A 17586-nucleotide genomic window follows, 5' to 3' on the forward strand; every position below is an offset into this window, starting at 1 on the left:
ATTTCTAATTTTTTACTAAATCAAGTTCTATTTGCTCTAATGATTTCCCTTTTGTTTCTGGCAATATTTTTAACAAAATAAAGAATCCAAATACTGCAATTACCCCAAATATTAAAAAGCTAATCGCATTTCCAAAATTTGATAACTCCCAAGGAAAAACTTGCTGAACCAACCAGCTAATAAAAGAGTTTACAAACCCAATTACACCAATTGCCAATCCTCTATATTTATTTGGAAATAATTCTGATAGCATTACCCACATTACTGGCCCTAATGAAAAAGCAAAACAAGCAATAAAACCTAATATTCCGATTAAAACTAAAGTAGCATTCATAGTTATTGCCGCTTCTAAAATTGCACCTTCATTTTTTGTATAAACTTGATTACCTAAAGCAGATTTCATATCATTTTTAAAATCAACATCATTGGTATACATTTTATCAATAAAAGGTGTTAATTTAGTACTATCATCAAATTCAAATTGAGAAATTTTTTCTGATGAAAGTTGATAAGTAGCTTGATTAAAACCATAAGCACAAACTAATAAACTAATTGCAATACCTGCAATACCGACCAAAAGTAATGGTCTTCTTCCCATTTTATCAATTAAAAATATGGCAATTATTGTAAAAAATACTGTTGTTAAACTCAATAAAATTCCTGATGCAAAAGCAGCATCTGTACCAATACCTGTTTGTTTAAATATTGATGTTGCATAAAAATAAACTGCGTTTATTCCTGTAATTTGTTGTAATACTCCTAATACCAAGCCTATTATTAAAATAAAACGTAATGATGGTTTTAAGAGTTCTAAAACTGAAACTTTTTCTTTTGTTTTTTGAATTTTAATATTTTTTTCAATAGCTCTAATTTCATTATCTGCTAATTGTTCGCCATGTAAACTATTTAATACTTTTTTAGCTTCATTAATTTTACCAACAGAACACAACCAACGTGGACTTTTAGGCACAAAAAACATAAATATAAAATATAAAATAGCTGGAATAAATTCTACTCCAAGCATCCATCTCCAAACATTTTCATCGGTTAAATATGAAGTGTTTGATGTATTTAATTTATTGAAATAATAATTACTTAAAAAAGCTGCAAAAAAACCTAATACTATATTTAATTGTTGAATTGAAACTAGTTTTCCTCTATTTTCTGCTGAAGATATTTCGGCAATATACGTTGGCGCTAAAATTAGTGCTGCACCAAATGCTAAACCACCAACCATTCTAGCTATATACAACATTTCATATGAAGTTGCGTATGCCGATGCTATAGCTGAAACAGCATATAAAAATGCTACAACAATTAATATGTTTTTTCTACCAATTACATCGCTTAATCTACCAGCTATTAACATAGCTATCATTGCTGCAAATGAAGGAGAACTTACTACCCATCCCGTTTGCCCAACGCTTAAATTAAACTCTGGAACAGCATAAGACATAACTCCTGAAATTATTCCGGCATCAAATCCAAATAAAAAACCTCCTAAAGAAACAACAAATGCAATAAATATAACTTTTTTAGACATCTTTGATATTAATTAAATTTTTTCTTCCGTTAATAAAGCTGTAATTGATTATAAATTTAAACTCGAAACTATTTTGCTTTTAGGACAAATAAATTTTTAAAGAAAGGGGTCAGATCACAAAATCTGACCCCTTCGTCCAACCAAAAAATTAACTTAATTATTAATTATTGATAAACTCTTATATAATCAATTTCCATTGAGTCTTCTGTAAATGCAGCGTCAATGTCTCCTCCTAATGATCCTCCCATTGCAATATTAAATATCATAAAGAAATTATCATTAAAAGGTAAATCTTCATTGTTATCCATTGCAAAAAACTCAACATCATCAACATAGATTTTTACTGAAGTTTCATCCCAATCTAGTGAGTACACATGAAATTCAGTTGAAGCATTTTCTACTGTTGTATTAGTACCATAACTTGCATTTGAACTTGAAGCTTCATCCCACCAATGTAATGTTCCTAAAGTAGTTGCTTTGTCTGCACCTGTTTGTTCCATTATATCAATTTCACCACATTTTGGCCAACCAACAGTATCAAAACTATCACCTAACATCCAAATTGCAGGCCAAGTACCTTCTACGCTTGGTAATTTTGCTTTTACTTCAACTCTACCATACTTAAAACTTTGTAAACCTTGAGATTTTAATCTTGCAGAAGTGTAACCTCCGTCTCCGTCAGCTTTTGCAGTAATTTTTAAAACACCATCTTCAACAATTACATTTTCTGCATTATCTGTATACGTTTGAGCTTCTCCATTACCCCAGCCACCATCACCAAGATCGTACGTCCAATTTGCACTGTCAGGAGCTCCGTCTGTATCAAATTCATCAGACCAAACTAAAGATTCAGTTTCTTGAACTGGTTTTGTAGACGTAAATAATTGATACCATGCTGCACCTGATCCAGTTGCGGTATTTTCAATAATTCTAACTCTCATATAATTTTCATCTATAGAAATTATATCATACGTACTTGAACCTACATACCATCCCATAAAACCACCATCAGAAATTTCAAATGATGTTCCTAAATAAGGTTCTTCATCATAAGTACCTTCTAAAGCTGCTCTAGAAGTTGATGGTAAGAATGCTACTGTTTTCTCTCCATACATAGTAGTTGCAACTGTTTCATCGTGACATTGATCTCCATCTACACCAATGTAACCTGCATAAGTACCAGGAACAAATGCAAGACCTGCAGTTTGCTCAAAAGTGATACCTTCTTCTGTTCTTGTAAATACGAATTCATCGTCATACATACAGCCTTTTTCTTCATCCCAAGCACCAATTCCACTCCACCATGACTCAAAAGCGAATTCTCCACTACCATAATCATCAAATGCAGTACCCATACCAACATGTAAAGGTAAATCTGCCGCCCAATACCATTTTGTGCTATCTCCAACATTGGCTCCACTTAACAGATTTTCAGTATCTACATCAGAAAATGCACTATACACTTCAATTTCAATTGAAGAATTTGATGTAACACCTCCAGTACCAACAGCACTAGCCGTAGCTACGTATGTATTTACACCTGGTGATGTATATTGTTTAGTGTATTCACCTATTGGAGCTAAATCATCTTTACCATCTCCAAAATAAATTTGATAGGTAATAGCATTATCTGCAGAAACTGTAAATTTTACTTTTCCTGAACCATCACCATACATAAGTTCAGGATCAGTTAAATCTTGCCCAATTATTTCAGCCGTTATAACAACATTTGAAGGAGCAATTATATCTCCAAATTCATACTCTTTCTCTTCGCAGCTTGTAAAAAATACAAGAGCTAGAAAAAAGCCTAATATATATTTTATGTTTTTCATTTTAAAAAATTTACAATTATTAATTAATTAGGTAGGTGCATTACATTGTCAAAGTAAAAAGTTCCTGGAATTCCTGTTTCACCACCATCCACAAATATTACTATGTTATCAAATGATAAACCACTTGTAAAATTAAAAGTTAATTCAGACCAACCAGTATTTGAAACTGAAGCATGTACTTCTTCAATTACGCTTGGATTTCCATTTCCATCTAATGGAGATGTAGAATCCTCTAATTTTATCAAAATATCATGAGCTGCACCATCGTTATAAAAATCTAATTTTATATTATAATCTGCGTCTGTATTAATCCACTCATCTAAATTAAGTTTAATACCTTCCCATCCCCAGCTAGTATCTGCTCCATAGTTAGTTATTTTTCCAACCGAGTTATTAGCATCATCAGGATCAGCTGTAATTTCAAATTCAGCACCTAAAAATGTCTCAAATGTTTGACCTGGAGTATCCATAGTTAATGGCAATGAAATATATTCTTCATTTACAACATTATCAAAATAGTATGTTCCAGGTATTCCTGTTGAACCACCATCAACAAATAAAACTAAAGAATCATAACTTAATCCTGATGTAAATTCAAAAATTAATGTTGACCAACCTGTATTTGAAACTGTTGCATGAACTTCTTCAAAAACTGTTGGGTTTCCATTTCCATCTAAAGGAGAAGTAGTATCTTCTAATTTCATTAAAACATCATGCGTTGCACCATCATTATAAAAATCTAATTTTATAGTTGGTATTATACTCATATCAACCCAAGTATCTAATTGTAATTTAACTCCTTCCCAACCCCAACTATTATCTGCGCCATAGTTAGTTATTTTTCCTACAGGATTATTAGCATCATCAGGATCAGCTGTAATTTCAAATTCAGCACCTAAAAATGTCTCAAATGTTTCTACAGTTGAATCAAAAGTTATTGGTAAATCTGCAAAAACTGTAGGAACTTTATAAAAGTAAAAATTGTCTATAAAAACTGTTACTCCACTAGATCCAAATAAGAACTGTGTTACTCCAGACATATCTGTTGTAAAATCAGTTAAAGGAATGTCAACACTTACCCATTCTCCTTCAGTAATTCCATCTACACTTATTTCAGATTCTTTTTCAGGAGTTCCATCAGCCTGACTTGTATTTACTATTTTTAGTGATAAACTTTCAGCATCGTTTGTCCAATAATCAAAATGAACAAATTCCATTTGTGAAAGATCTGTTGGATTATCGTAATCTGTAACAATACCTGTGTAGTTTAAATAATCATATTTTAAAATATTATCGCCATCTACATCAAAATCAGTTAAGGTTGTTGATTGTCCCCAACCTGGATTCCATTCATTAACATTAATATTAGTATATGCATCACTAAATATTGAAACTACATCTTCTGCTTCTCTAGTTGGTGGTGTTGGAGCTTTTTCAAGTGGCTCAAGAATTTCAGTAACTTCGAATTCTACAGAATATTCTGTAGTTTCAATAGCTGCACTTTTTGCTACAACTCTAATTGTATACATTCCAGGCTCATTATATATATAAGAAACTATGTCTCCTATGTTACCTGAAACTGGTTCAGCAACACCATCTTCTCCAAAATACACATCAAAAGTAATTGCATAATCTGCATTTGCTAATACATTAACTTGTCTTGAAATTGCTTCATCATTCGTAATTTCTACTAGTAAATTTTCTGGAGCTTTAAACGAAACTGTTAATGGCACGGAAACAATTGTTGTTAAACCTGTAATACCTACAGCTGTTACACTTACTGTATATTCTCCTTCAGCGTAAATATTAGTTACACTTTCGCCTTGATTTAATGTCACCATTTCAGAACCGTCACCTAAATCTAAAGTATAGCTAACTCCTCCTTCACTGTTAGGAGCAATAGTAACTAGACCTGTATTATCTTGTGTTACATTTAATACTGCTGTTACACCTGTTGGAGCAACAACGGTAGTTGTAAAATCTGTACTTCCTAATTCTTCTTCTGTACAACTCCAAAAAGTTATCAATAGAATTAAAGTACTTAAAATATATTTTAATGTTTTCATACTTCTATTTTTAATTTATTAGTATCCATCGTTTTGAGATAAACCTGAATCTTCTACCTCGCTTTGTGGAATTGGGAACAGTCCATTAGTTGCTGCGTTGTATCCATTTAAAACTGATGCTGCTTGTCCTGTTCTAACTAAATCGAAAAATCGATCACCTTCCATTGCAAGTTCTAAACGTCTTTCATTCCAAACTGCTTGCACAGTTGCTGTTACTCTATGGTCTTCATCGCCAAATGCTCTATCTCTTACTTTATCTAAATAAATTTGAGCTTTTGCTTGATTTACATTGTTTGATCTTAAGTTAGCTTCAGCAGCCATTAATAACACATCAGAATAACGAATTATACGATGGTTGTTTTCATAATTTAATTCTACTTGACCACTAGTTTGTCCTTTTCTTGGTAAGTATTTTTTATTATACAAATCAGTATTTTTAAAAGGTGCTACCTGAAATGTAACATTTAAACTAGGATTCGCTGCTGCATAAGCTGCAACATCAAAACATGTAGCATCTTTTCTTTGATCACCTTCTTCATACGCTGCTGCTAAATCTTGTGTTGGTAAATTAGTACTCCAACCTGCATTGTAAGGCATTTCTGCTGAACCACTTAACCCTCTTACACCACATTGTTGAACGGCATAATTTCCTTGTCCTCTAGTTTGTCCACTCCAATTGTAATATGGTTGACCGTTTGAATATTGAACTTCGTAAATAGATTCTGGTCCATTTTCACCATCTAACAAAAATATATCATCAAAATTTGAAACTAAAGTAAATGGTCCATTTACAACATTTTCTAGCATTGCTGCAGCTTCTGTAAATTTTTCTTGATATAGATACACCTTACCTAATAAGGCTTGTGCTGCATATTTAGTAACTCTACCTTGTTGATATGCTGAAGTTGGTAAAACGCTTATAGCATCTAGTAAATCAATTTCTATTTGCTCATAAACTTCTTCTTTTGGAGATCTTTCCAAAGTACCAAAATCTGATAAACCTAATTTACGATCGGTAAATAAAACTACATCTCCATACATTCTAGTTAAGTGAAAATAGTAATATGCTCTTAAAAAGTACACTTCACCATAAAGTTCTTCTTTACCATCAAAATCAATTGTTTCACCTTGTAAGTTAGCGTCTTTATATTTGATTAAATAGTTTGTTCTATTAACACCTTCATAAGCTGAAAGGTATAAATCTTCAAGTGTGCTATTATTAGGGTCTACTTCATAGTCATCAATATTTTGTAATGAAATAACATCAGAAGCATTTTCTCCTCCTGCTACTGCATTATCAGATGCTAAATCTCCTATAACTACTACTCCGTTTAACCATTGTGTTGGTGTATAGCAGCTTACTGCCATAGTTCTGTAATCAGTTTCTGATTGTAAATAATCATTCTCTGTTACATTATACTCATCATGCGGATCGAATTCAACTACATCTGAACAACCGATAAAGATTGAAAGTATGATGATTAATCCAATATTGTTTTTTATATTTTTCATACTGTATTGTTTTATGGTTATTAAAATTTAAGGTCTAAACCAACTAAAAACGTTCTAGCTTGTGGATAAGATCCTCTATCTACTCCTGTATCTAAAATACCTCCAGAAATTTCAGGGTCGTAACCTGTATAATCAGTTAGTGTTAACAAGTTTTTTGCTTGTGCATATACACGTACTTTACTAAAGAACGTACTTGAATCTTCTGGCAAAGTATATCCAAGTATTAAACTTTTAATTTTAACAAAACTTCCATCTTCTACATATCTATCAGATGGTCTAATATTACTATTTGTATCTGCAAAAGAGTAACGTGGATTACTAGCATCATTTGTAGTTCCTTCACCAGTCCATCTATCTAAAATATTTCTAAATTTATTTGTGTATTGTGCGTTACGCTCGTAAGCTCTATAAATATCATTACCTACAGAAGCATATGTAAACATTTGCAAATCGAAATTTTTATAATTAAATCCTAAATTCCAACCTACAGTAAAGTCTGCAAATGGATCTCCAATTTGTGTTTTATCATCATCATTAATAACTCCATCCTCATTAAAGTCTACAAAACGAATATCTCCAGGTTGTGCACCTTCTTGTAATGCATGTGCATCAATTTCACCTTGATTTTGAAATAATCCATTGGTTTGGTAACCATAAAAATAACCAGGTGTATATCCTTTTTCAAAACGAGTTGCATCATGGCTTTGTCCATTAAAGTATGAACCACCAGATACAAATGCACTACCATCACTATTTGTTTCAGTAACTTCATTTTGTGAAGTTGTGAATGTTATAGAAGTGTTGAATTTAAAATCTTTAGATCCACTATTTTTATATCCTAAAGTAAGATCGAAACCTTTACTTTCTGTACTACCAATATTTGATGTTACTGGTTCAGATGTTCCAGCATATAATGGTGGTGCATCCACAAATAATAACCCTTCAACAGATTTATTAAAATAATCTGCAGTTAAAGATATATTGTCTAACAATGTTAAATCAAAACCAATATTGTATTGTGTTTGTTCTTCCCAACTTAAAGTAGTATTACTAAAAGAATTTACAGTTGCTCCAGAAACAAATTCAGAACCAAATGTATATCCATTACTATTTGCTGTTGAATTATAACTAGGACCACCAATTGTTATACTTACATATTGTGGATCTACATTTTCGTTACCAACAGTACCGTAACTACCTCTAATTTTTAAGAAATTAATAGCTTCTGACTCAAAGAAATCTTCAGCTGTTACTACCCAACCTAGTGAACCTGCATAGAAATTTGCAAACTTTTTATCATCACCAAATGCAATTGAACCATCACGTCTAGCAGAGAATGATGCCAAATATTTGTCATCATAATCGTAATTTATTCTACTAAAAAATGACATGTTTCTACGTTCTAAATTTTGGTAACTATAACCTGTATAAGCATCTGTATTTAAACTTGTATTTACACCTGTTGCTGCACTAATATCAGCCCATTCCCAAGAATTATCTCTTACGTCTTGTCTTGTTGTTCCAAAACCATCTCCTGTAGATTTACTTCTTGAAACACCTAAAACAACATCAAAATTATGGATATCGTTTAACATAAACCCATAACTTGCAAAAGTTTCAAAAGTATAATTAAAACTTGAAGTTGTTGTTTCTGTTACACTGTTATGAAATAAAGGAAGTGTAGTTGTTGTACCATCTTCATTATCTATTTCTTGAGTTTTAACTGTACCATCTGCATAATAATCACTTGATACGTTATTTGGTCCGTAGTAAGCTAATGGGGTGAAACTTTTCCCTGTTTGATTCCATTTTGTATAACCAAAACGAGATGTTACTTTTAAGTTGTCTAAAATTTCGTATTGTAATTCAAATTTTCCGTAAAATTTATCTCCATTACTTTCATTGTAAGTATCATTTAATCTTTGAACTGGATTAAAAATTTCAGAAAGTAATAAATTACTATAACCGAATGTTGCAAAGTCATCTGGATCATTATTATATACAGAAACTGTAGGATCAAAATTTAATGCATTCCCTAAAATTGAATTAAATGAATTTTCTGCTACTGATTGACTTTTAATATTTGCGTAACTAGAGTTTAAAATAAATTTTAATTTAGGTGTTAATTGAAAATCTAAATTTGCAGTAAAATTAGTTCTGTTAAAATTAGATTTATCTTCACCTCCAACAATACCACCTTGGCTTAAATAACCTGTAGAGAAAAAGTATCCAATTTTATCTGAACCACCTCTAGCTGATAAGGTATATGAAGTAACTGGTGCATCTTCAAATACTTCATCTTGCCAATCTGTTCCAACTCCTAAATTAGAGATATCAGAAAAAATTAAATCACCACCTGAAGCAACGCTTCCTTCATTAATTATTGAAGCATATTCTGTAGCATTTAACACTCCTACTTTTTTATAAACAGATTGCATACCTGTATAGGTGTTAAAAGTAAATTCTGCTTTTTCATTATTTCTTCCTCCTTTAGTAGTTACAACTATAACACCGTTACCACCTTTTACACCATAGATTGCTGTTGATGCTGCATCTTTTAAAATATTTAAAGATTCAATATCAGCTGAACTAATAGAATTTAAATCGTCTAGTGTTTGAGGCACACCATCTATAATTACAACAGGATCTACTCCTGAAAAAGATGGAATACCACGTACTAATACCGTTGGTTTACTACCCGGTGCTCCTCCTTGAATTACAGAAACTCCAGAAGCACTACCTTGAAGGGCTTCTTCAACTCTTAACGGTTTCAAATTTTCAATTGATTCCGCTTTTACTGTTGCTACAGCTCCAGATACTTTTGTAACCTTTTGCGTACCATAACCAATTACAACAACCTCATCTAAACTTTGAGTGTCTTCTGTTAATTGGATATTTAAAATGTTTGCGTTTTCAACTAGAACTTCTTTAGTTGCAAAACCAATGTATGAAAAAACAATTGTTTCTCCTTGCGCTACATTAGTAATTACAAAATTCCCGTCAAAATCCGTAGATGCTCCTTTAGCTGTATTTTTAACAACTATGCTTACGCCTGGTAAAGGTGTTCCAGAAACATCAGTTACAGTTCCTTTTAGTTCATAAGTTTGGGCTGTTACATACAATCCCATAAAACTTAGAATAAATGTTAGAATAAATGATTTCATATAATGAATAATTAAGTTTAGTTAAAATTAACTCTAAAATTCGTTGGTTTTATAAAACATACCTATACAAAAAACATACAACAGTAGTTATTACTTAATGTGAATTCTACACACTTGAGGGTTAATTAAGCATACTTTACAGTGTTTATAAGTCTTTCAGGGGTGTTTTAAAGTTCGAAATAAACCTTAAAAGATTGTTAAAAAAATATTACTAAAACCTTGTAGTTATTAAAATGTTGAGGTGTTGTATAGGTGTTTTTTTATTTTGTAGCAGTACATTAAATATCTAAAACATACTCAACAAGACTCTTTTCGTGTTGTAAATCCATTTTTTTTCTTAATCTGTAACGTTTAATTTCAACACTTCTTGCTGAAATATTTAATAATGGTGCTATTTCTTTAGAAGATAAATTTAAACGAAGATATGCACATAGTCTTAAATCATTTGGAGTAAGATTAGGGTGTAAATCCTTTACTTTTTTTAGAAAGTCTGTATCTGCATTGTTAAATGCTTCTTGAAACATTTCCCAATCACTATTTGTAGATAAGTTTTTGTTAATTGTTTTAATAACGGGAGCTATACCTGCATCGTTTTTAATTGCTAGTAATTCTTTTTTTATTGTATTTAAAAGCTCATTCTTTTTAATAATATTCATTGCTGAAGATGACAATTCTCTTGTTTTACTTTCAACTTCATTTTTTAACTTTTCGTTTTTCAACTTCATAATTACTTTATCGCTTTCTAACTGGGATAATGCAAATTCGCGTTGTTTTGTTTCAACTAGTTTTTGTTTTTGTCTAGTATAGTGCCTTTTATATAAGGTATGGATTAATAGAAAAAGTAAAAATGCTAAAATTGCATATATAACAATAGCTAAATTAGACATATACCATGGTCTATCAATATTAAAATTGAATGAAGCTATGTTATTTGAAATTTCATTACCAACTCTTGCTTTTACTTCAAAAGTGTAATCTCCAAATGGTAAGTTATTAAATACTATGTTTGATTTTTCAGACCATTCACTCCAATCGTTATAAATGCCTTTTAACCTATATTGATAATTTACTTCGATATTTTTGTCGAATTCAGCTACACTATATGAAATATATAAATTGTTTGAATTGGCTTTTAAATTGTGATTTTGATTAATTGCCAACTGCTGTTTTTCATGATTGAGTGTTTGCTTATATATTGAATTTATATTAACTGAATAACTTTTAGTTTTTAATTTGTCTAAATTTAATGTTGAAAAACCAGTTGTGTTCCCTATTAAAAATATTTCACCTACTAAATGATTTAAATTTTCAAAACCTGAAATTACCTTACTGGATCTATAAGATTTTTGAACAGGAATGTTTATTCTTTTAGGTTTATTACTAAAAGCATCATACGTAATACAAACTATGTTTCTATTGGAAATTCCCCAAAGTTTATTGGTTTTGTCTTTAATTAAATTCCCTACTATTGGATCACTCTTATCATATAACAATGACGATAAAACAGTATCCTTTTCAAATCCACTTTTTGAATTATTGTATTGGTAAACACCACTACTTGAAGCGTGTAATAACTTATTATTATATAAAACCAAACTAGATTCTTCGCCTAAATTTTTATATTTTTTTTGACTAATTACCTTGGTATAGGTGTTATTTAATTTTAGTTTAAAAATACCTTTATATTCGTGGTTTATCATTAACTCATTAGTATCAATAAATTCAAAAAACCTACTTGAAATATCAAAACCTTCAATTTTATTTCTAAACTTCCATTTATTATTACTTTTTTCTAAAATGCTAATTCCATTATAATTTCCTTGAAGTAATAAATTATTTTGACTTGCTATTTTTTTTATACCCCAAGTACCTGAAAAATCTGAAACTTTTGTTGCTTTATTATTTTCGATTACAAATGTTCCACCATTATGACCGCAAAATAAGGTTTCATCAATTTTACTCAAACTCCATACTTGCCCTTTTGTACCATTAACAAGTTTTAACTCACCATTAGAATTTATTGATTTGTAAAACAAACCTTGATTTGTCCCAACATATAAATTTTCTTTAAAAATAATAGACGTATAAACAGACCCAATGTCTCCTTTGGTATCATTATAAATACTAATAAACGTAGAATTTAAATTAATTACACTTATTCCATTATCTAATCCTAACCAAATGTTTTTATCGTTATCTTCAAATACAATTAATACGGTATTATTTAATAAGCCATTTTCTTTGTTTATACTTCTAATAAAATCTCCTTCAGCACTAATATGATAAACACCATTTGAAATAGTTCCTAATATTAAACTACCATCAGATAATTGAGCGCTACTGTATATTTTTTTTGATTTTAATATAAGATCAGAGCTTATATTCCATCTAGAAAATTTATTTCCTTTTAAAAAGTAAAACTCTCCTTTATCCGTTAAAAATAAAGGTGTTTTATCAACTAAAAAACCACCTACTAATTCTTGTGTTTTTACCACATTTTGATTAGATATTAAGACTGATTTTCCATTTTCAATTTTAAATAAGCCTTGGTCTGATTTTTGAAAGTAAATATAATTTCCAATATTAAAAATAAATGCTCGTTTGGTTAACGCATCAATAATAGTATAGGATTCGTCTTGTAAATTATAGATGTAAATTCTATCTAAAGATTGAAACAAAACATACGTTTCAAAATGTAAAATATTCCAAAACGTTTCATCTTCTAATAAAGGAATGTTTAATTTAGAAATTATAGATGTAAAATTTAAATTACCATACTCATCTCTTTTCCAAAATCCAAAATCCATGTAGCATCCAATAAAAACTTTATCTTCAACAACTTTAACAGACCTAATTACTGAATTATTAGGTACAGGATAAATATTCCAATTTGCACCATTAAATTCCAATAATCCTCTATTATTTGCTATATAAATATAATTATCAGATGATTGGTCTATATCCCAATTTTGATTTTCTCCAGAATAATCTTTAGGCGAATAATTTACCAAAGGAGGTAATTCTTGAGCTCTAACAATAAATGAAATCAAGATTAATAAAAAAGTAATTTTCTTGTATTGTTTCAAATTATAGGATTTTAACTACAAAATTACAATTTTATTAATTATTAAAATAATTAACACAATACAGCCCTTACAACAACTCATTTTAATTTATAAGTATTTACAATCTATCTCATATTTATTATCTTTAACATTCTATAGTTAAAAACTAAAAATTATGTCAAAAAAATTAATAACATTTGGTGAAGTAATGATGCGTTTATCTCCACCTGGATATTCAAAATTTTCTCAAACAACATCTTTCGATCTTGTTTATGGAGGTGGTGAAGCAAATGTAGCTATTTCATGTGGTTATCTAGGCATGAAAGCTGCCCATGTAACTCGTTTCCCAGACAATGCACTAGGTAGAGCGGCTACTCAATTTTTACGTAAGCACTGGTTAGGCACTATAAATGTTATTTATGGAGATAATATGTTAGGAAAGTATTTTCTAGAAAAAGGAGCTGTTCATAGACCAAGCGAAGTAATTTATGAAAGAGAAGGTTCTGCTTTTTCTTTAATAAAACCTGAAATGGTAAATTGGGAAGAAGTTCTAGAGGGCGCTGATTGGTTTCATTGGACAGGAATTACACCTGCTATTTCAGAAGGTGCAGCAATGTGTTGTTTAGACGCTATTAAAACAGCAAATAAAATGGGTGTAACTGTTTCTGGAGATATTAATTCTAGAAAAAATATGTGGAAATATGGAAAAACCATGCAAGAAGTTATGCCAGAATTTGTAGAAAATTGTGATATTGTAATTACCAGTAGTCGTGGTATTCATGAATTATTTGGACTAGGTGAAAATGGGAAAAAATTTCGAAATTCCGCCAAACAACTAATGGACACTTTCCCTAGAATAAAAAAAGTTGTAGGAAAAACTAGAAAATCAATAAGCGCTTCTCATCAGCAAATACAAGGTAAAATGTGGAATGGGGAAAAATATATTAAATCTGAAATGTTTAATATAACTCATGTAATTGATCGTGTTGGAACTGGAGATGCTTTTGCTGCAGGTCTTATTTATGGATTATTACATTGTGATAATGACTTACAAGCTTTAAATTTTGCTTCAGCTGCTTGTGCACTAAAACATACTGTTGAAGGTGATGTAAATATGGTTTCACTAGATAATGTTCTAAACTTAATGGAAGGAGACACTTCTGGAAAAATAAAAAGGTAGATTCAACTCTCAAAAGTATTATAAGTAATACCTAATTAAATTTTACTGTAAGCTTAAATAGTTTTGCTTGCTCTAATATTTGCAATGTTACCTCTGCAATATTAAACAATAAAATAGTTTGCATTTGGGTGGGTTCTTTAGTATTAACTAAATATTGTCTAATTTCTTCTAAACTTTCTTCAATATTTTCAAAATCGGTATTATCTTGTGTAGTTAACCAATTGCATGTTTTATCTAAAACTTTTAAAATATGATTTTCAAAAGTTAACAAGTGTGAAGTTTCTATATTTTGATGAGTTGTTCTATGTGCTCCTAATGCGGAAAGATAGGAAAGTAACGCGTGGTTTAAATACGTTAACGTAAAAGCTGTATTTTTTAATTGTTGCTGCTTTTTAGGATCTAATTGCATATTTTGCCAAGCCATAACCAAAGCGTTATCTGCTCTATGTGCTTCTCGTCGTGCAATTCTATATGCTAAATCATCGGTTGTAGCTTGTTTATACTCATTTAATATTGCTCTAAAATATGCAGTGTTTTTGTGTATTACTTCACTTAATAAACTTGGTAATTTTTTATATTGCCATTCTGGCCATAAAAACCTCACAACTAAAAATGAAATTAATGCGCCTATTAAAGTATCTATTAAACGAGGCGCCATTACATCTACACCTTTATTTGCAATTATATTAAAGGCACACAACACAAAAATAGTTATAAACACTACCCCAACAGAATAACGCTTTTTCATCCATAATAAAAATAAATATGCTGAAGCTATCATTAATAGAATTTGCCCATAAAAAGTAAATAATCTAATAATTAAAACCCCTAAAACAACTCCTAAAAATGTTCCTAATATTCTTTGTAATAAGCGCTTTCTTGTTTCACTATAGCTTGGCTGTAGCACAAATAAAATAGTTAATACAATCCATTCTCCTTTTGCTACTTCAAAATATTCAGAAACTGCATACCCTACTAAAAAAGAAATACTTAAACGCAAAGCATATCGAAATCTAGGATGATTTATATGCAATTGAGCTTTTAATCTTTCAAAATAATTTCGGTTATCTCTTTCTAATTTAGGTAATAAATTTGCATTATTATTCTGATAAATATTTTTTATTGTTGTATTAGATTGCTTTAAATTTCTAATCAATAAGTTTAAAGGATGCGATGCTTCTAACTCATTATTTTTCAATAAATTATCAATTGTTTTAACTAACCAATCTAAAACAATTGGATGTTTATAAGAACAACCTGTAAGTAAACTTTTTGCAAAATTTTGTGTAGCATGGGAAAGTTCATGTAACAATTGCCTAATTCCACCAATTAATTCTTTACTTAACGGATTAGAGCTCAACAAATCGTAACGCTCGTAGCTAGATGCTGCTCTTTCATGCAAACTTTGCAACACCATAAAATAATGTAAATAAGGAGTTAGTAGTTTTTGATTTTTTAGCGATTCACTATAACTGTTCAGCACTTCTTTACATTTATCTAAAGCTTCAACTGTTTGCACATTTAACAATGCTAAATTGGCTCTTATTTCTTTTTCCTCATTTGCATCACTAGGAAATAATTTAGATTTTTCATTTAAGTATAATGAAAGTGCTGAAAAACCTCTTGCCAATTGCTCTTCCAACAAACTGTATGGTTTTATTCGTAATAAAATATAAGAAAACACTCCATAAATAAAGGCTCCAGAGGTTAATAATATAGGTTGAAGATACCAAACCGGACTAATTTGTACTCCAATCATGGTATAAATACCAACAAGTAAAGCTCCAAAAGTAACTCCTCTAAACCGCTCGCTAATACCGCCAATTAAAATAAAAACTATTGTTGAAATTGCTAACCCAATTGCCAATAATACAGGATAAGGTTGTAGCAACTCTACTGAAAAACTTGAAATAGCAAAACTTACTACTTTTAAAGCCATAGATTTCAAACGCCCATTTGGATGATCGTCAGTTTCAGAAAGCGCACCAGCTAATGCACCCAAACCTAAAGTTACCGCATAAAATGGCAACCCAATACTCAACATTAAAATAACCAAAAAACCAATTACAATTGTAGCTTTAAAAGCTAATAATCTATTTGGGTTAATTAAAAAGTTGTTTCTAAAGGATTTATACCAAGTTATTTGTTTTAAATAGAACAAAAGTTATTTCGTTTTTAAGTAAACAATTGCACAGCAAAAGTAAACATTAGAATTAATAAAAACACTTTATTATATAAATTGATTTATCAAAAAAATAAAAGTAACTAAATGGTAAAATGTGTTTAATTCACTAGTGTTTTTTATGGTTTTATAATAAAAAAAGTTAATTTTAAACTTTTATTTATTGCTATAAATTTAAGTTCATATAGGAACTATAATTATTAACTTAAGAAGTTAAAGAATGGAAACTTTAAGCTTGGTATATTATTCACCAACAGGAACAACACAAAAAATAGTTAGAGAAATTGGTCAAAACACGGGATTAAAACTTATTGCCGAAAATAATCTAGCTGAAAATAATTTCAATTTACAAACTGAAACAAGTAATAATAGCCTTACTATAATTGGATTACCGGTATATGGTGGCCGATTACCTTTGGCAGCTTTAGAGAACTTAAAAAAATTAAAATCCAATCAATCTCCTGTTGTAATTGTAGTTGTTTATGGTAATAGAGATTTTGATGATGCGCTTTTAGAACTCAAACAAATTACAAGTGATTGTGGATTTAAAGTAGTTGCTGGAGCTGTATTTATTGGAGAACACTCATACTCAACAGATGAAAAACCTGTAGCTAAAGACAGACCAGACGCAAAAGATTTAGAAACGTGTAAGAATTTTGCTAAAAAAATAACTTCAAAACTAAAAAGAAATAAAAATCTAAATAAGCTTTCAGAAGTAGTAATTCCAGGAAACTTTCCTTATAAAGAACGTAACCAATTACCCGTAACTTTATATCCTGAAACAAATAATGCTATTTGTAACCAATGTGGAACTTGTGTTGATGTTTGCCCAACAAATGCCATAACAATTGAAGATACTGTTATTACAAATGGAGAATTATGTACTTGGTGCTGTGCTTGTGTTAAGTATTGCCCACACGAAGCACGCATATTTTCTAATTCAACCATAAATACAATTCAAAATAGATTGTATCAAAATTTTTCAACAAGAAAAGAACCTGTATTTTTTATGTAGTTACAACGCTTTTCAATAGTTAAATAA

The 17586-nt window shown here is 30.1% G+C and carries 9 protein-coding genes; 2 read left to right on the forward strand and 7 right to left on the reverse strand.

Going from position 1 to position 17586, the window contains the following annotated elements; all coding sequences use genetic code 11:
- Positions 1-4 precede the first annotated feature (4 nt).
- The 6 genes from R3X25_RS02055 to R3X25_RS02080 form a co-directional block, all read right to left on the reverse strand.
- Positions 5-1543: a sugar porter family MFS transporter gene (locus R3X25_RS02055; RefSeq protein WP_317671365.1), complete on the reverse strand. Its 1539-nt coding sequence runs from the start codon at positions 1541-1543 to the stop codon at positions 5-7.
- 164 nt (positions 1544-1707) lie between these two features.
- On the reverse strand, positions 1708-3375 hold the full coding sequence (locus R3X25_RS02060; RefSeq protein ID WP_317671366.1) for a glycoside hydrolase family 16 protein: 1668 nt from the start codon (positions 3373-3375) through the stop codon (positions 1708-1710).
- 23 nt (positions 3376-3398) lie between these two features.
- Positions 3399-5441, reverse strand: a complete 2043-nt coding sequence (locus tag R3X25_RS02065; RefSeq protein ID WP_317671367.1) for a hypothetical protein — start codon at positions 5439-5441, stop codon at positions 3399-3401.
- Between the two features lie 18 nt (positions 5442-5459).
- Entirely contained in the window at positions 5460-6953 is a 1494-nt protein-coding gene (locus R3X25_RS02070) for a RagB/SusD family nutrient uptake outer membrane protein (RefSeq protein ID WP_317671368.1), read from the reverse strand.
- Between the two features lie 20 nt (positions 6954-6973).
- Complete coding sequence (locus tag R3X25_RS02075; protein ID WP_317671369.1) at positions 6974-10117, reverse strand: TonB-dependent receptor; 3144 nt, start codon at positions 10115-10117, stop codon at positions 6974-6976.
- A gap of 278 nt (positions 10118-10395) precedes the next feature.
- Positions 10396-13203, reverse strand: coding sequence for a triple tyrosine motif-containing protein (locus R3X25_RS02080; RefSeq protein ID WP_317671370.1), 2808 nt, complete (start codon positions 13201-13203; stop codon positions 10396-10398).
- A gap of 154 nt (positions 13204-13357) precedes the next feature.
- Here R3X25_RS02080 and R3X25_RS02085 point away from each other — a divergent pair, with 154 nt between their 5' ends.
- Positions 13358-14362: a sugar kinase gene (locus R3X25_RS02085; RefSeq protein ID WP_317671371.1), complete on the forward strand. Its 1005-nt coding sequence runs from the start codon at positions 13358-13360 to the stop codon at positions 14360-14362.
- Positions 14363-14393: 31 nt separating this feature from the next.
- On the opposite strand, the gene yccS is transcribed toward R3X25_RS02085, so the two are convergent.
- Positions 14394-16523 carry a YccS family putative transporter gene (gene yccS / locus R3X25_RS02090; protein ID WP_317671372.1) on the reverse strand — a complete coding sequence of 710 codons (2130 nt, stop codon included), beginning with the start codon at positions 16521-16523 and terminating at the stop codon, positions 14394-14396.
- Between the two features lie 241 nt (positions 16524-16764).
- On the opposite strand from yccS, the gene R3X25_RS02095 reads away from it, so the two are divergent.
- On the forward strand, positions 16765-17559 hold the full coding sequence (locus R3X25_RS02095; protein WP_317671373.1) for an EFR1 family ferrodoxin: 795 nt from the start codon (positions 16765-16767) through the stop codon (positions 17557-17559).
- Positions 17560-17586 lie beyond the last annotated feature (27 nt).

The sequence above is a fragment of the Lutibacter sp. TH_r2 genome, from assembly GCF_033101135.1.
Lineage (GTDB): Bacteria > Bacteroidota > Bacteroidia > Flavobacteriales > Flavobacteriaceae > Lutibacter.